This is a genomic window from Escherichia sp. E1V33 (genome assembly GCF_004211955.1).
GTDB lineage: Bacteria > Pseudomonadota > Gammaproteobacteria > Enterobacterales > Enterobacteriaceae > Escherichia.
Genome location: NZ_RHJI01000003.1, coordinates 268,913 through 282,951 on the forward strand (window position 1 = coordinate 268,913; position 14,039 = coordinate 282,951).

The window sequence follows — 14,039 nt, forward strand, 5'->3', positions numbered from 1 at the left end:
AGGTTCCAGAAAACTCAACGTTATTAGATAGATAAGGAATAACCCATGTCAGAACGTTTCCCAAATGACGTGGATCCGATCGAAACTCGCGACTGGCTCCAGGCGATCGAATCGGTCATCCGTGAAGAAGGTGTTGAGCGTGCTCAGTATCTGATCGACCAACTGCTTGCTGAAGCCCGCAAAGGCGGTGTCAACGTAGCCGCAGGCACCGGTATCAGCAACTACATCAACACCATCCCCGTTGAAGAACAACCGGAGTATCCGGGTAATCTGGAACTGGAACGCCGTATTCGTTCAGCTATCCGCTGGAACGCCATCATGACGGTTCTGCGCGCGTCGAAAAAAGACCTCGAACTGGGCGGCCACATGGCGTCCTTCCAGTCTTCCGCAACCATTTATGATGTGTGCTTTAACCACTTCTTCCGTGCACGCAACGAGCAGGATGGTGGCGACCTGGTTTACTTCCAGGGCCACATCTCCCCGGGCGTTTACGCACGTGCTTTCCTGGAAGGTCGTCTGACTCAGGAGCAGCTGGATAACTTCCGTCAGGAAGTTCACGGCAATGGCCTCTCTTCCTATCCGCACCCGAAACTGATGCCGGAATTCTGGCAGTTCCCGACCGTATCTATGGGTCTGGGTCCGATTGGTGCTATTTACCAGGCTAAATTCCTGAAATATCTGGAACACCGTGGCCTGAAAGATACCTCTAAACAGACCGTTTACGCGTTCCTCGGCGACGGTGAAATGGACGAACCGGAATCCAAAGGTGCGATCACCATCGCTACCCGTGAAAAACTGGATAACCTGGTCTTCGTTATCAACTGTAACCTGCAGCGTCTTGACGGCCCGGTCACCGGTAACGGCAAGATCATCAACGAACTGGAAGGCATCTTCGAAGGTGCTGGCTGGAACGTGATCAAAGTGATGTGGGGTAGCCGTTGGGATGAACTGCTGCGTAAAGATACCAGCGGTAAACTGATCCAGCTGATGAACGAAACCGTTGACGGCGACTACCAGACCTTCAAATCGAAAGATGGTGCGTACGTTCGTGAACACTTCTTCGGTAAATATCCTGAAACCGCAGCACTGGTTGCAGACTGGACTGACGAGCAGATCTGGGCACTGAACCGTGGTGGTCACGATCCGAAGAAAATCTACGCTGCATTCAAGAAAGCGCAGGAAACCAAAGGCAAAGCGACGGTAATCCTTGCTCATACCATTAAAGGTTACGGCATGGGCGACGCGGCTGAAGGTAAAAACATCGCGCACCAGGTTAAGAAAATGAACATGGATGGCGTGCGTCACATTCGCGACCGTTTCAATGTGCCGGTGTCTGATGCAGATATCGAAAAACTGCCGTACATCACCTTCCCGGAAGGTTCTGAAGAGCATACCTATCTGCACGCACAGCGTCAGAAACTGCACGGTTATCTGCCAAGCCGTCAGCCGAACTTCACCGAGAAGCTTGAGCTGCCGAGCCTGCAAGACTTCGGCGCGCTGTTGGAAGAGCAGAGCAAAGAGATCTCTACCACTATCGCTTTCGTTCGTGCCCTGAACGTGATGCTGAAGAACAAGTCGATCAAAGACAGGCTTGTGCCGATCATCGCCGACGAAGCGCGTACTTTCGGTATGGAAGGTCTGTTCCGTCAGATTGGTATTTACAGCCCGAACGGTCAGCAGTACACCCCGCAGGACCGCGAGCAGGTTGCTTACTATAAAGAAGACGAGAAAGGTCAGATTCTGCAGGAAGGGATCAACGAGCTGGGCGCAGGTTGTTCCTGGCTGGCAGCGGCGACCTCTTACAGCACCAACAATCTGCCGATGATTCCGTTCTACATCTATTACTCGATGTTCGGCTTCCAGCGTATCGGCGATCTGTGCTGGGCGGCTGGCGACCAGCAAGCGCGTGGCTTCCTGATCGGCGGTACTTCCGGTCGTACCACCCTGAACGGTGAAGGTCTGCAGCACGAAGATGGTCACAGCCACATTCAGTCGCTGACTATCCCGAACTGTATCTCTTACGATCCGGCTTACGCTTACGAAGTTGCTGTCATCATGCATGACGGTCTGGAGCGTATGTACGGTGAAAAACAAGAGAACGTTTACTACTACATCACCACGCTGAACGAAAACTACCACATGCCGGCAATGCCGGAAGGTGCTGAGGAAGGTATCCGTAAAGGTATCTACAAACTCGAAACCATTGAAGGTAGCAAAGGTAAAGTTCAGCTGCTGGGCTCCGGTTCTATCCTGCGTCACGTCCGTGAAGCGGCAGAGATCCTGGCGAAAGATTACGGCGTAGGTTCTGACGTTTATAGCGTGACCTCCTTCACCGAGCTGGCGCGTGATGGTCAGGATTGTGAACGCTGGAACATGCTGCACCCGCTGGAAACTCCGCGCGTTCCGTACATCGCTCAGGTGATGAACGACGCTCCGGCAGTGGCATCTACCGACTATATGAAACTGTTCGCTGAGCAGGTCCGTACTTACGTACCGGCTGACGACTATCGCGTACTGGGTACTGATGGCTTCGGTCGTTCCGACAGCCGTGAGAACCTGCGTCACCACTTCGAAGTTGATGCTTCTTATGTCGTGGTTGCGGCGCTGGGCGAACTGGCTAAACGTGGCGAAATCGATAAGAAAGTGGTTGCTGACGCAATCGCCAAATTCAACATCGATGCAGATAAAGTTAACCCGCGTCTGGCGTAAGAGGTAAAAGAATAATGGCTATCGAAATCAAAGTACCGGACATCGGGGCTGATGAAGTTGAAATCACCGAGATCCTGGTCAAAGTGGGCGACAAAGTTGAAGCCGAACAGTCGCTGATCACCGTAGAAGGCGACAAAGCCTCTATGGAAGTTCCGTCTCCGCAGGCGGGTATTGTTAAAGAGATCAAAGTCTCTGTTGGCGATAAAACCCAGACCGGCGCACTGATTATGATTTTCGATTCCGCCGACGGTGCAGCAGACGCTGCACCTGCTCAGGCAGAAGAGAAGAAAGAAGCAGCTCCGGCAGCAGCACCAGCGGCTGCAGCGGCAAAAGACGTTAACGTTCCGGATATCGGCAGCGACGAAGTTGAAGTGACCGAAATCCTGGTGAAAGTTGGCGATAAAGTTGAAGCTGAACAGTCGCTTATCACCGTAGAAGGCGATAAAGCTTCTATGGAAGTTCCGGCTCCGTTTGCCGGCACCGTGAAAGAGATCAAAGTGAACACCGGCGACAAAGTGTCTACCGGCTCGCTGATTATGGTCTTCGAAGTCGCGGGTGAAGCAGGCGCGGCAGCTCCGGCAGCTAAACAGGAAGCGGCTCCGGCAGCGGCCCCTGCACCAGCGGCTGGCGTGAAAGAAGTTAACGTTCCGGATATCGGCGGTGACGAAGTTGAAGTGACTGAAGTGATGGTGAAAGTGGGCGACAAAGTTGCCGCTGAACAGTCACTGATCACCGTAGAAGGCGATAAAGCTTCTATGGAAGTTCCGGCTCCGTTTGCAGGCGTCGTGAAGGAACTGAAAGTCAACGTTGGCGATAAAGTGAAAACTGGCTCGCTGATTATGATCTTCGAAGTTGAAGGCGCAGCGCCTGCGGCATCTCCTGCGAAACAGGAAGCAGCAGCGCCGGCTCCGGCAGCAAAAGCTGAAGCCCCGGCAGCAGCACCGGCTGCGAAAGCTGAAGGCAAATCTGAATTTGCTGAAAATGACGCTTACGTTCACGCGACTCCGCTGATCCGCCGTCTGGCACGCGAGTTTGGCGTTAACCTTGCGAAAGTGAAGGGCACTGGCCGTAAAGGTCGTATCCTGCGCGAAGACGTTCAGGCTTACGTGAAAGAAGCTATCAAACGTGCAGAAGCAGCTCCGGCAGCGACTGGCGGCGGTATCCCTGGCATGCTGCCGTGGCCGAAGGTGGACTTCAGCAAGTTTGGTGAAATCGAAGAAGTGGAACTGGGCCGCATCCAGAAAATCTCTGGTGCGAACCTGAGCCGTAACTGGGTGATGATCCCGCATGTTACTCACTTCGACAAAACCGATATCACCGAGCTGGAAGCGTTCCGTAAACAGCAGAACGAAGAAGCGGCGAAACGTAAGCTGGATGTGAAGATCACCCCGGTTGTCTTCATCATGAAAGCCGTTGCTGCAGCGCTTGAGCAGATGCCTCGCTTCAACAGTTCGCTGTCGGAAGACGGTCAGCGTCTGACCCTCAAGAAATACATCAACATCGGTGTGGCGGTGGATACCCCGAACGGTCTGGTTGTTCCGGTATTCAAAGACGTCAACAAGAAAGGCATCATCGAGCTGTCTCGCGAGCTGATGACTATTTCTAAGAAAGCGCGTGACGGTAAGCTGACTGCGGGCGAAATGCAGGGCGGTTGCTTCACCATCTCCAGCATCGGCGGCCTGGGTACTACCCACTTCGCGCCGATTGTGAACGCGCCGGAAGTGGCTATCCTCGGCGTTTCCAAGTCCGCGATGGAGCCGGTGTGGAATGGTAAAGAGTTCGTGCCGCGTCTGATGCTGCCGATTTCTCTCTCCTTCGACCACCGCGTGATCGACGGTGCTGATGGTGCCCGTTTCATTACCATCATTAACAACACGCTGTCTGACATTCGCCGTCTGGTGATGTAAGTAAAAGAGCCGGCCCAACGGCCGGCTTTTTTCTGGTAATCTCATGAATATATTGAGGTTATTAGCGAATAGACAAATCGGTTGCCGTTTGTTGTTTAAAAATTGTTAACAATTTTGTAAAATACCGACGGATAGAACGACCCGGTGGTGGTTAGGGTATTACTTCACATACCCTATGGATTTCTGGGTGCAGCAAGGTAGCAAGCGCCAGAATCCCCAGGAGCTTACATAAGTAAGTGACTGGGGTGAGGGCGTGAAGCTAACGCCGCTGCGGCCTGAAAGACGACGGGTATGACCGCCGGAGATAAATATATAGAGGTCATGATGAGTACTGAAATCAAAACTCAGGTCGTGGTACTTGGGGCAGGCCCCGCAGGTTACTCCGCTGCCTTCCGTTGCGCTGATTTAGGTCTGGAAACCGTAATCGTAGAACGTTACAACACCCTTGGCGGTGTTTGCCTGAACGTCGGCTGTATCCCTTCTAAAGCACTGCTGCACGTAGCAAAAGTTATCGAAGAAGCCAAAGCGCTGGCTGAACACGGTATCGTCTTCGGCGAACCGAAAACCGATATCGACAAGATTCGTACCTGGAAAGAGAAAGTGATCAATCAGCTGACCGGTGGTCTGGCTGGTATGGCGAAAGGCCGCAAAGTCAAAGTGGTCAACGGTCTGGGTAAATTTACCGGGGCTAACACCCTGGAAGTTGAAGGTGAGAACGGCAAAACCGTGATCAACTTCGACAACGCGATCATTGCAGCGGGTTCTCGCCCGATCCAACTGCCGTTTATTCCGCATGAAGATCCGCGTATCTGGGACTCCACTGACGCGCTGGAACTGAAAGAAGTACCAGAACGCCTGCTGGTAATGGGTGGCGGTATCATCGGTCTGGAGATGGGGACCGTATACCACGCGCTGGGTTCACAGATTGACGTGGTTGAAATGTTCGACCAGGTTATCCCGGCAGCTGACAAAGACATCGTTAAAGTCTTCACCAAGCGTATCAGCAAGAAATTCAACCTGATGCTGGAAACCAAAGTTACCGCCGTTGAAGCGAAAGAAGACGGTATTTACGTGACGATGGAAGGCAAAAAAGCACCAGCTGAACCGCAGCGTTACGACGCCGTGCTGGTAGCGATTGGTCGTGTGCCGAACGGTAAAAACCTCGACGCAGGCAAAGCTGGCGTGGAAGTGGACGACCGTGGTTTCATCCGCGTTGACAAACAGTTGCGTACCAACGTACCGCACATCTTTGCTATCGGTGATATCGTCGGTCAGCCGATGCTGGCACACAAAGGTGTTCACGAAGGTCACGTTGCCGCTGAAGTTATCGCCGGTAAAAAACACTACTTCGATCCGAAAGTTATCCCGTCCATCGCCTATACCGAACCAGAAGTTGCATGGGTGGGGCTGACTGAGAAAGAAGCGAAAGAGAAAGGCATCAGCTACGAAACCGCCACCTTCCCGTGGGCTGCTTCTGGTCGTGCTATCGCTTCCGACTGCGCAGACGGTATGACCAAGCTGATTTTCGACAAAGAATCTCACCGTGTGATCGGTGGTGCGATTGTTGGTACCAACGGCGGCGAGCTGCTGGGTGAAATCGGCCTGGCAATCGAAATGGGTTGTGATGCTGAAGACATCGCACTGACCATCCATGCGCACCCGACTCTGCACGAGTCTGTGGGCCTGGCGGCAGAAGTGTTCGAAGGTAGTATTACCGACCTGCCGAACCCGAAAGCGAAGAAGAAGTAATTCTTCGTTTGCCGGGACATCCGGCAATTAAAAAAGCGGCTAACCACGCCGCTTTTTTTACGTCTGTAATTTACCTTTCCAGTCGTCTTGCTCCACGTTCAGAGAGACGTTCGCGTACTGCTGACCGTTGCTCGTTATTCAATCGGGCAGTACGGTTACTGTCGTTTAGACTTTGCGGGTGGCTCTCCTGAACTTTCTCTCGAAAAACCTGACGTTGTTCAGGTGATGCCGATTGAACACGCTGGCGGGCGTTATCACGTTGCTGTTGGTTCAGTGGGCGCTGCTGTACTTTTTCCTTAAACACCTGGCGCTGCTCTGGTGATGCGGACTGAATACGCTCACGCGCTGCCTCTCTTCGCTGCCGGTTCTGCGGGTTAGTCTGCATTTTCTCGCGGACTGCCTGGCGCTGCTCAGGCGAGGCGGGCTGAATGCGCTCACGCGCTGCCTCTCTTCGCTGCTGGTTCTGCGGGTTAGTCTGCATTTTCTCGTGAACTGCCTGGCGCTGCTCAGGAGAAGCTGACTGATAACGCTGACGAGCGGCGTCCTTTTGTTGCTGGGTCAGTGGTTGGCGACGGCTGAAGTCGCGGAAGTCGTCATAGCTCCCATAGTGTTCAGCTTCATTAAACCGCTGTGCCGCTGCCTGACGTTGGGTATCTCGTGTAATGACGGGGGCGGCGTGTGTTCGTTGCTGAAACTGACTTGCTGCCGCCTGGCGCTGGCTGTCGCGCGTTGGGGCAGGTAACTGCGTGGCGCTCATTCCGCCGTTGACATCGGTTTGATGAAACCGCTTTGCCATATCCTGATCATGATAGGGCACACCATTACGGTAGTTTGGATTGTGCCGCCATGCCATATTCTTATCAGTAAGATGCTCACCAGTAATGCGGTTGAAATTGTTGACGTCGATATTGATGTTGTCGCCGTTGTGTTGCCAGCCATTACCGTCACGATGACCGCCATCGTGGTGATGATAATCATCATCGTCATGATGATGATGGTCATGATCGTCGTCATCCCAGTCGATGCTGCTGAATAGTGCGTACGTGGTAGCAACGCCCATGCTATAGCCGAATCCGCGCACAAAGCTGTCAACAAACGGTTCTCCGGCTGGTGGTGGCAGATAAACCGGCGGATACGCAGTATTGGCCCAGTTCCCGTAAACCACGGTTGGGTTGTAGTTGGGAATATAGACCACATCAGGATTGGCGGGCTCAATGGAAATGACGGTTGTTGCAGGCTCTGTAATGACGGGGTTGGCAGTTGAAACGGTATTGGATGGTATGACGGGAGCCGTGACTGTCTGTGTTACCGGTACAGTTTTCTTCGTTGTGGTAATAACTTTCTGTTCGGTTGATGACTTCAGCGAGCCGGTTTGTTGCGCCAGTTGCCGCAATCGCTGTACCGAGTCCATCACGTCCTGCGGCTGCGCCAGAAAAGCATCGCCCAGGTTTTGCACCCATTGCGGGTTTTCGCCCATCAACGCCATCAATTGTGGAAAGGCCACCAGTGATTTGACGCTAGCGTCCCACGGCTGGTCAGATACCGCCTGAATAGCAGCATCGCCTTGTTTAAGTGGATTATCGTGCGACCATTGCACTGCTTGAGCAACGTTTGCCGGATAGGTTGATGCCATTAACACTTGTGAAAGCAGAGAGTCGGGGTATAGCGCGACGGGCGCGACCCATTGATCTATTTGTGCAGTGCTGAATGCGGATTTAACGACGGCGGGTGTTACGGGAGGCGCGGAAACCGTTGCAGGAAGCGTAACCGCGGTAGCGTCAGACACAGCCAGTTGTGTCGATTGCGTTTCCACAGGCGCTTCCACTGTGCGGCTTTTTATATATAGCCCGGCAGAGGCGGCACAAAGCCCGGCACTGCAAATTAGCGCCAGCACATGGGGTTTAAACGGCAAAGTCATTTTCATAATTCGGATCTCAAGGAAATCGCAATGGTCGGCGAACTGCCACCCGCAGGTGCTGTGAATCCAAGTATAAAGAGGCGGTAGTTTAAATTTTGACTAATCTTGGGATTCGTTGAGAAAGGTGATTATCACCATGCGAATTAACGAAGTTTTTACGGAGGGAAACAATCTCTAGACCATCCTTAACGATTCAGCCACTTTTTTATGTTGCTTTTTTGTAAACAGATTAACACATCGTCAAAATCCTGCTATTCTGCCCGTTGCGGTACTGGGCATTTACCCTACAAACTGCTGTCTCACAGGAGCGTGAAGAGAATCGCCTGCCGCACTATGACAATGAGAGCGAGGAGAACCGTCGTGCTAGAAGAATACCGTAAGCACGTAGCTGAGCGTGCCGCTGAGGGGATTGCGCCCAAACCCCTGGATGCAAACCAAATGGCCGCACTTGTAGAGCTGCTGAAAAACCCGCCCGCGGGCGAAGAAGAATTCCTGTTAGATCTATTAACCAACCGTGTTCCCCCTGGCGTCGATGAAGCCGCCTATGTCAAAGCAGGCTTCCTGGCTGCTGTCGCGAAAGGTGAAGCCAAATCCCCACTGCTGACTCCGGAAAAAGCCATCGAACTGCTGGGCACCATGCAGGGTGGTTACAACATTCATCCGCTGATCGACGCGCTGGATGATGCCAAACTGGCACCGATCGCTGCCAAAGCACTTTCTCACACACTACTGATGTTCGATAACTTCTATGACGTAGAAGAGAAAGCGAAAGCAGGCAACGAATATGCGAAGCAGGTTATGCAGTCCTGGGCTGATGCCGAATGGTTCCTGAATCGCCCGGCGCTGGCTGAAAAACTGACCGTTACCGTCTTCAAAGTCACTGGCGAAACCAACACCGATGACCTTTCTCCAGCACCGGATGCCTGGTCACGTCCGGATATCCCACTGCACGCGCTGGCGATGCTGAAAAACGCCCGTGAAGGTATTGAGCCAGATCAGCCTGGTGTTGTTGGTCCGATCAAGCAAATCGAAGCTCTGCAACAGAAAGGTTTCCCGCTGGCGTACGTCGGTGACGTTGTGGGTACGGGGTCTTCGCGTAAATCCGCCACTAACTCCGTTCTGTGGTTTATGGGCGATGATATTCCACATGTGCCGAACAAACGCGGCGGTGGTTTGTGCCTCGGCGGTAAAATTGCACCAATCTTCTTTAACACGATGGAAGACGCGGGTGCGCTGCCAATCGAAGTCGACGTCTCTAACCTGAGCATGGGCGACGTAATTGACGTTTACCCGTACAAAGGTGAAGTGCGTAACCACGAAACCGGCGAGCTGCTGGCGACCTTCGAACTGAAAACCGACGTGCTGATTGATGAAGTGCGTGCGGGTGGCCGTATTCCGCTGATTATCGGTCGTGGCCTGACCACCAAAGCGCGTGAAGCACTTGGTCTGCCGCACAGTGATGTGTTCCGTCAGGCGAAAGATGTCGCTGAGAGCGATCGCGGCTTCTCGCTAGCGCAGAAAATGGTTGGCCGTGCCTGTGGCGTGAAAGGCATTCGTCCAGGCGCTTATTGCGAGCCGAAAATGACCTCTGTCGGTTCTCAGGACACCACCGGTCCAATGACCCGTGATGAACTGAAAGACCTGGCGTGCCTGGGCTTCTCGGCTGACCTGGTGATGCAGTCTTTCTGCCACACCGCGGCGTATCCGAAGCCAGTTGACGTGAACACGCACCACACGCTGCCGGACTTCATTATGAACCGTGGCGGTGTGTCGCTGCGTCCGGGTGACGGCGTAATCCACTCCTGGCTGAACCGTATGTTGCTGCCGGATACCGTCGGTACTGGCGGTGACTCCCATACCCGTTTCCCGATCGGTATCTCTTTCCCTGCGGGCTCTGGTCTGGTGGCGTTTGCTGCCGCAACTGGCGTAATGCCGCTGGATATGCCGGAATCCGTTCTGGTGCGCTTCAAAGGCAAAATGCAGCCAGGTATCACCCTGCGCGATCTGGTACACGCGATCCCGCTGTATGCGATCAAACAAGGTCTGCTGACCGTTGAGAAGAAAGGCAAGAAGAACATCTTCTCTGGTCGCATCCTGGAAATTGAAGGTCTGCCGGATCTGAAAGTTGAGCAGGCATTTGAGCTGACCGATGCGTCCGCCGAGCGTTCTGCTGCCGGTTGTACCATCAAGCTGAACAAAGAACCGATCATCGAATACCTGAACTCCAACATCGTCCTGCTGAAGTGGATGATCGCGGAAGGTTACGGTGATCGTCGTACTCTGGAACGCCGTATTCAGGGCATGGAAAAATGGCTGGCGAATCCTGAGCTGCTGGAAGCCGATGCAGATGCGGAATACGCGGCAGTGATCGACATCGATCTGGCGGATATTAAAGAGCCAATCCTCTGTGCTCCGAACGATCCAGACGACGCACGTCCGCTGTCTGCGGTACAGGGCGAGAAGATCGACGAAGTGTTTATCGGTTCCTGCATGACTAACATAGGTCACTTCCGTGCTGCTGGTAAACTGCTGGATGCGCATAAAGGCCAGTTGCCGACCCGCCTGTGGGTGGCACCGCCAACCCGTATGGACGCCGCGCAGCTGACGGAAGAGGGCTACTACAGCGTCTTCGGTAAGAGTGGTGCGCGTATCGAGATCCCTGGCTGCTCCCTATGTATGGGCAACCAGGCGCGTGTAGCAGACGGTGCGACGGTGGTTTCCACCTCTACCCGTAACTTCCCGAACCGTCTGGGTACTGGCGCGAATGTCTTCCTGGCTTCTGCGGAACTGGCTGCTGTTGCGGCGCTGATTGGCAAACTGCCGACGCCGGAAGAGTACCAGAACTACGTTGCGCAAGTAGATAAAACTGCCGTTGATACTTACCGTTATCTGAACTTCAACCAGCTTTCTCAGTACACCGAAAAAGCGGACGGGGTGATTTTCCAGACTGCGGTTTAAAAAGTCAGCGCACGCGCTGCGCATAAACGACACAATGCCCGGTGAATGAGATTCCCGGGCATTTTTTTATCTCTAAACCATCGCCGTTCCGCTGTTTTTCTCCGATAAGGCTGCGATAATTACATCAATGGCGCAATGCGATTTCGGCGCATTGCCGGGAGCAGAGGAACACACTATGGATTACGAATTTCTGCGCGATATTACCGGAGTTGTAAAAGTGCGTATGTCCATGGGGCATGAAGTGGTCGGGCACTGGTTTAATGAAGAGGTGAAAGAAAACCTGGCCTTGCTTGATGAAGTGGAACAAGCGGCGCACGCACTGAAAGGTAGCGAACGGTCCTGGCAACGGGCAGGGCATGAATACACTCTGTGGATGGACGGTGAAGAGGTGATGGTTCGCGCCAATCAACTGGAATTCGCTGGCGATGAAATGGAAGAGGGGATGAACTACTACGACGAAGAAAGCCTGTCGCTATGCGGCGTTGAGGATTTTCTGCAGGTGGTGGCGGCTTACCGTAATTTCGTGCAGCAGAAGTAAATAAATCTGGCGGAGCCTGGGAGCTCCGCCAGAGCCGTTAAACAGCTGGCATATTGCGGCCGTAATAAATCTCGCGCATTTCTTTCCACAGCGCAGCGGTAATTTCCTGGCGCTCGCTGTCGGTTAAGTCTTCCGGTTTGGTATGGAACATGTAGTGCTTAAGGTCGAACTCTTTAAGCAACATCTTGGTATGGAAGATATTTTCCTGATAGACGTTTACATCCACCATGTCATACAGCGCCTTCATATCGTCAGACATAAAGTTCTGAATCGAATTAATCTCATGGTCGATAAAGTGCTTCATGCCGTTTATGTCGCGGGTAAAACCGCGCACACGATAATCAATGGTTACGATATCGGACTCAAGCTGGTGGATCAGGTAATTCAGTGCCTTTAGCGGGGAAATCACGCCGCAGGTAGAGACTTCAATATCGGCGCGGAAGGTACATAAACCGCCTTCAGGATGGCTTTCCGGATAGGTATGTACGCAAATATGGCTTTTATCGAGATGCGCAACCACGGTTTCTGGCAGTGGGCCGGGGTGTTCTGTGTTGTCGATAAGTTTCGGGTCGACCGGTTCTTCGCTCACCAGAATAGTGACGCTGGCACCTTGTGGTTCGTAATCCTGGCGGGCAATGTTAAGAATATTGGCCCCGATAATGGAACAGGTTTCTGACAGGATTTCGGTCAGACGGTTGGCATTATAGAGTTCATCGATATAAGCAATATAACCGTCGCGCTCTTCGGCGGTTTTGGCGTAGCAGATATCGTAAATACAAAAACTCAGACTTTTGGTCAGATTATTAAAACCATGCAGTTTCAGTTTTTTCAATTTCTTATCTTCTCCTTAGGACGGCTGTGAAGCCAGTGCGTCTTGCAGATACTGAGGTAAGGCAAAAGCTGCCGTATGGACTGCCGGGTTGTAATAACGGCATTTCAGGCCGGAGGCGAGAAAACGCGCCTGAATAATTTCGGTAGAGAGATGGCGTAAAGCGTCGTTATCTGTCGCCCATGCAAAGGTCATGATGCCGCCGTAATAGGTCGGGATCGCCGCCTGATAAAAACCGACATCGCTGAAGTAATGGCTGAGTTTACGATGGCTGTCGATGGCTTCTTCCTGCTGTAAAAAACAGACGCCGTTTTGTGCGACGAAGATACCGCCAGGATTCAGGCAACGTTTGCAACCTTCATAAAATGCGGAAGTGAACAGACTTTCGCCGGGGCCGATGGGATCGGTGCAGTCGGAGATGATCACATCAAAGGTCTGGCTGGTTTGATTCACGAAATTGACGCCATCGTCGATCACCAGTTTAAAGCGCGGATCGTCGTAGCTACCGGCGTTATGGTTGGGCAGATACTGACGGCAGAACGACACTACACCCGCATCGATTTCCACCATTGTGATTGACTCAACGTTTTTGTGCCGGGTCACTTCACGCAGCATGGCACCGTCGCCGCCACCGATAATCAGCACATGCTTCGCGTGGCCGTGGGCCAGCAGCGGAACGTGGGTCATCATCTCATGATAGATAAACTCGTCGCGCTCGGTGGTTTGTACTACGCCATCCAGCGCCATTACGCGACCAAATGCAGCGTTCTCAAAAATGATCAGATCCTGGTGATCGGTCTTTTCATGATACAGAACGTTATCTACAGCAAAGTACTGCCCAAACTGGTCGTGTAGCGTTTCATGCCACAGTTTATTTTCGGCCATGGGTTGATACCTCCTTTGTTAACACTCGTAAAAAAAGAGCGCAACATAATAGCTAACATTGACCGTGGTTGCACGGTCAATATTTCTACAAAAAGGAGCAGAGATTATTTAACGTAGGCAAGCAGGCTTAAGGAATCGCGGGCCAGGGCTTTGCACTTTTTAGCGACGGGAATGCCGATACCGCTGAGATCGCGGTAGCTGTCTTCACCGAGGGATTTCATGTCGAAGGTGTCGTAGTTGCTGAGATCCCACTGGTTTTGCTGGGCGAAAAAGACCAGTGCGCGACGAATTTGTCCGTTAGGTAAGTTCTGGTAACCACAATCGTTCTTCAGAAAAACAAAAACTGCCGTTAAATCGGCCATATCTTCGGCTTCAGACTCGCTGAGCGCGTAACTGTTTGCGCAAACGGCCATCAGGCTGCCGAATAACACTGTTCTGAAAAACGTCTTCATTGCTTCTACCAGGACTTAAAGAAGATAAACGTTAGCACACTGTGAGCGAGGCGACGACCATTATTGTCGATTAAATTGTGTCTGCGGCTTGACC

At 52.7% G+C, this 14,039-nt stretch carries 9 protein-coding genes; 5 read left to right on the forward strand and 4 right to left on the reverse strand.

What is annotated here, in order from left to right:
- Positions 1 to 45 precede the first annotated feature (45 nt).
- From aceE to lpdA, 3 genes are all read left to right on the forward strand, one after another.
- The gene (gene aceE / locus D9742_RS02940; protein ID WP_000003820.1) at positions 46 to 2,709 is read left to right on the forward strand and encodes a pyruvate dehydrogenase (acetyl-transferring), homodimeric type; all 2,664 of its coding nucleotides are present in this window, start codon (positions 46 to 48) and stop codon (positions 2,707 to 2,709) included.
- A 14-nt stretch (positions 2,710 to 2,723) separates the two neighbouring features.
- On the forward strand, positions 2,724 to 4,616 hold the full coding sequence (gene aceF / locus D9742_RS02945) for a pyruvate dehydrogenase complex dihydrolipoyllysine-residue acetyltransferase (RefSeq protein ID WP_130235934.1): 1,893 nt from the start codon (positions 2,724 to 2,726) through the stop codon (positions 4,614 to 4,616).
- A gap of 324 nt (positions 4,617 to 4,940) precedes the next feature.
- A complete protein-coding gene (lpdA, locus tag D9742_RS02950) occupies positions 4,941 to 6,365 on the forward strand; it encodes a dihydrolipoyl dehydrogenase (protein ID WP_000102485.1) in 1,425 nt (474 codons plus the stop codon).
- Positions 6,366 to 6,435: 70 nt separating this feature from the next.
- On the opposite strand, the gene D9742_RS02955 is transcribed toward lpdA, so the two are convergent.
- Positions 6,436 to 8,289 (reverse strand): DUF3300 domain-containing protein, encoded by a 1,854-nt coding sequence (locus D9742_RS02955; protein WP_130235935.1) that lies wholly within the window; start codon positions 8,287 to 8,289, stop codon positions 6,436 to 6,438.
- A 354-nt stretch (positions 8,290 to 8,643) separates the two neighbouring features.
- On the opposite strand from D9742_RS02955, the gene acnB reads away from it, so the two are divergent.
- The gene (acnB, locus tag D9742_RS02960; protein ID WP_130235936.1) at positions 8,644 to 11,241 is read left to right on the forward strand and encodes a bifunctional aconitate hydratase 2/2-methylisocitrate dehydratase; all 2,598 of its coding nucleotides are present in this window, start codon (positions 8,644 to 8,646) and stop codon (positions 11,239 to 11,241) included.
- A gap of 175 nt (positions 11,242 to 11,416) precedes the next feature.
- Positions 11,417 to 11,779 carry a protein YacL gene (yacL, locus tag D9742_RS02965; RefSeq protein WP_000384306.1) on the forward strand — a complete coding sequence of 121 codons (363 nt, stop codon included), beginning with the start codon at positions 11,417 to 11,419 and terminating at the stop codon, positions 11,777 to 11,779.
- Between the two features lie 37 nt (positions 11,780 to 11,816).
- On the opposite strand, the gene speD is transcribed toward yacL, so the two are convergent.
- From speD to D9742_RS02980, 3 genes are all read right to left on the reverse strand, one after another.
- Complete coding sequence (gene speD, locus D9742_RS02970; RefSeq protein WP_130235937.1) at positions 11,817 to 12,611, reverse strand: adenosylmethionine decarboxylase; 795 nt, start codon at positions 12,609 to 12,611, stop codon at positions 11,817 to 11,819.
- A gap of 15 nt (positions 12,612 to 12,626) precedes the next feature.
- Positions 12,627 to 13,493, reverse strand: a complete 867-nt coding sequence (gene speE / locus D9742_RS02975; RefSeq protein ID WP_064525119.1) for a polyamine aminopropyltransferase — start codon at positions 13,491 to 13,493, stop codon at positions 12,627 to 12,629.
- A 104-nt stretch (positions 13,494 to 13,597) separates the two neighbouring features.
- The gene (locus D9742_RS02980) at positions 13,598 to 13,945 is read right to left on the reverse strand and encodes a YacC family pilotin-like protein (protein ID WP_000846617.1); all 348 of its coding nucleotides are present in this window, start codon (positions 13,943 to 13,945) and stop codon (positions 13,598 to 13,600) included.
- Positions 13,946 to 14,039 lie beyond the last annotated feature (94 nt).

Excerpts from the sequence above, each read along its gene's own strand:
- aceF (WP_130235934.1), top strand. The coding sequence starts at position 2,724 with ATGGCTATCGAAATCAAAGTACCGGACATCGGGGCTGATGAAGTTGAA.
- D9742_RS02980 (WP_000846617.1), bottom strand. The coding sequence starts at position 13,945 with ATGAAGACGTTTTTCAGAACAGTGTTATTCGGCAGCCTGATGGCCGTT.
- aceE (WP_000003820.1), top strand. The coding sequence starts at position 46 with ATGTCAGAACGTTTCCCAAATGACGTGGATCCGATCGAAACTCGCGAC.
- D9742_RS02955 (WP_130235935.1), bottom strand. The coding sequence starts at position 8,289 with ATGAAAATGACTTTGCCGTTTAAACCCCATGTGCTGGCGCTAATTTGC.
- yacL (WP_000384306.1), top strand. The coding sequence starts at position 11,417 with ATGGATTACGAATTTCTGCGCGATATTACCGGAGTTGTAAAAGTGCGT.
- lpdA (WP_000102485.1), top strand. The coding sequence starts at position 4,941 with ATGAGTACTGAAATCAAAACTCAGGTCGTGGTACTTGGGGCAGGCCCC.
- speE (WP_064525119.1), bottom strand. The coding sequence starts at position 13,493 with ATGGCCGAAAATAAACTGTGGCATGAAACGCTACACGACCAGTTTGGG.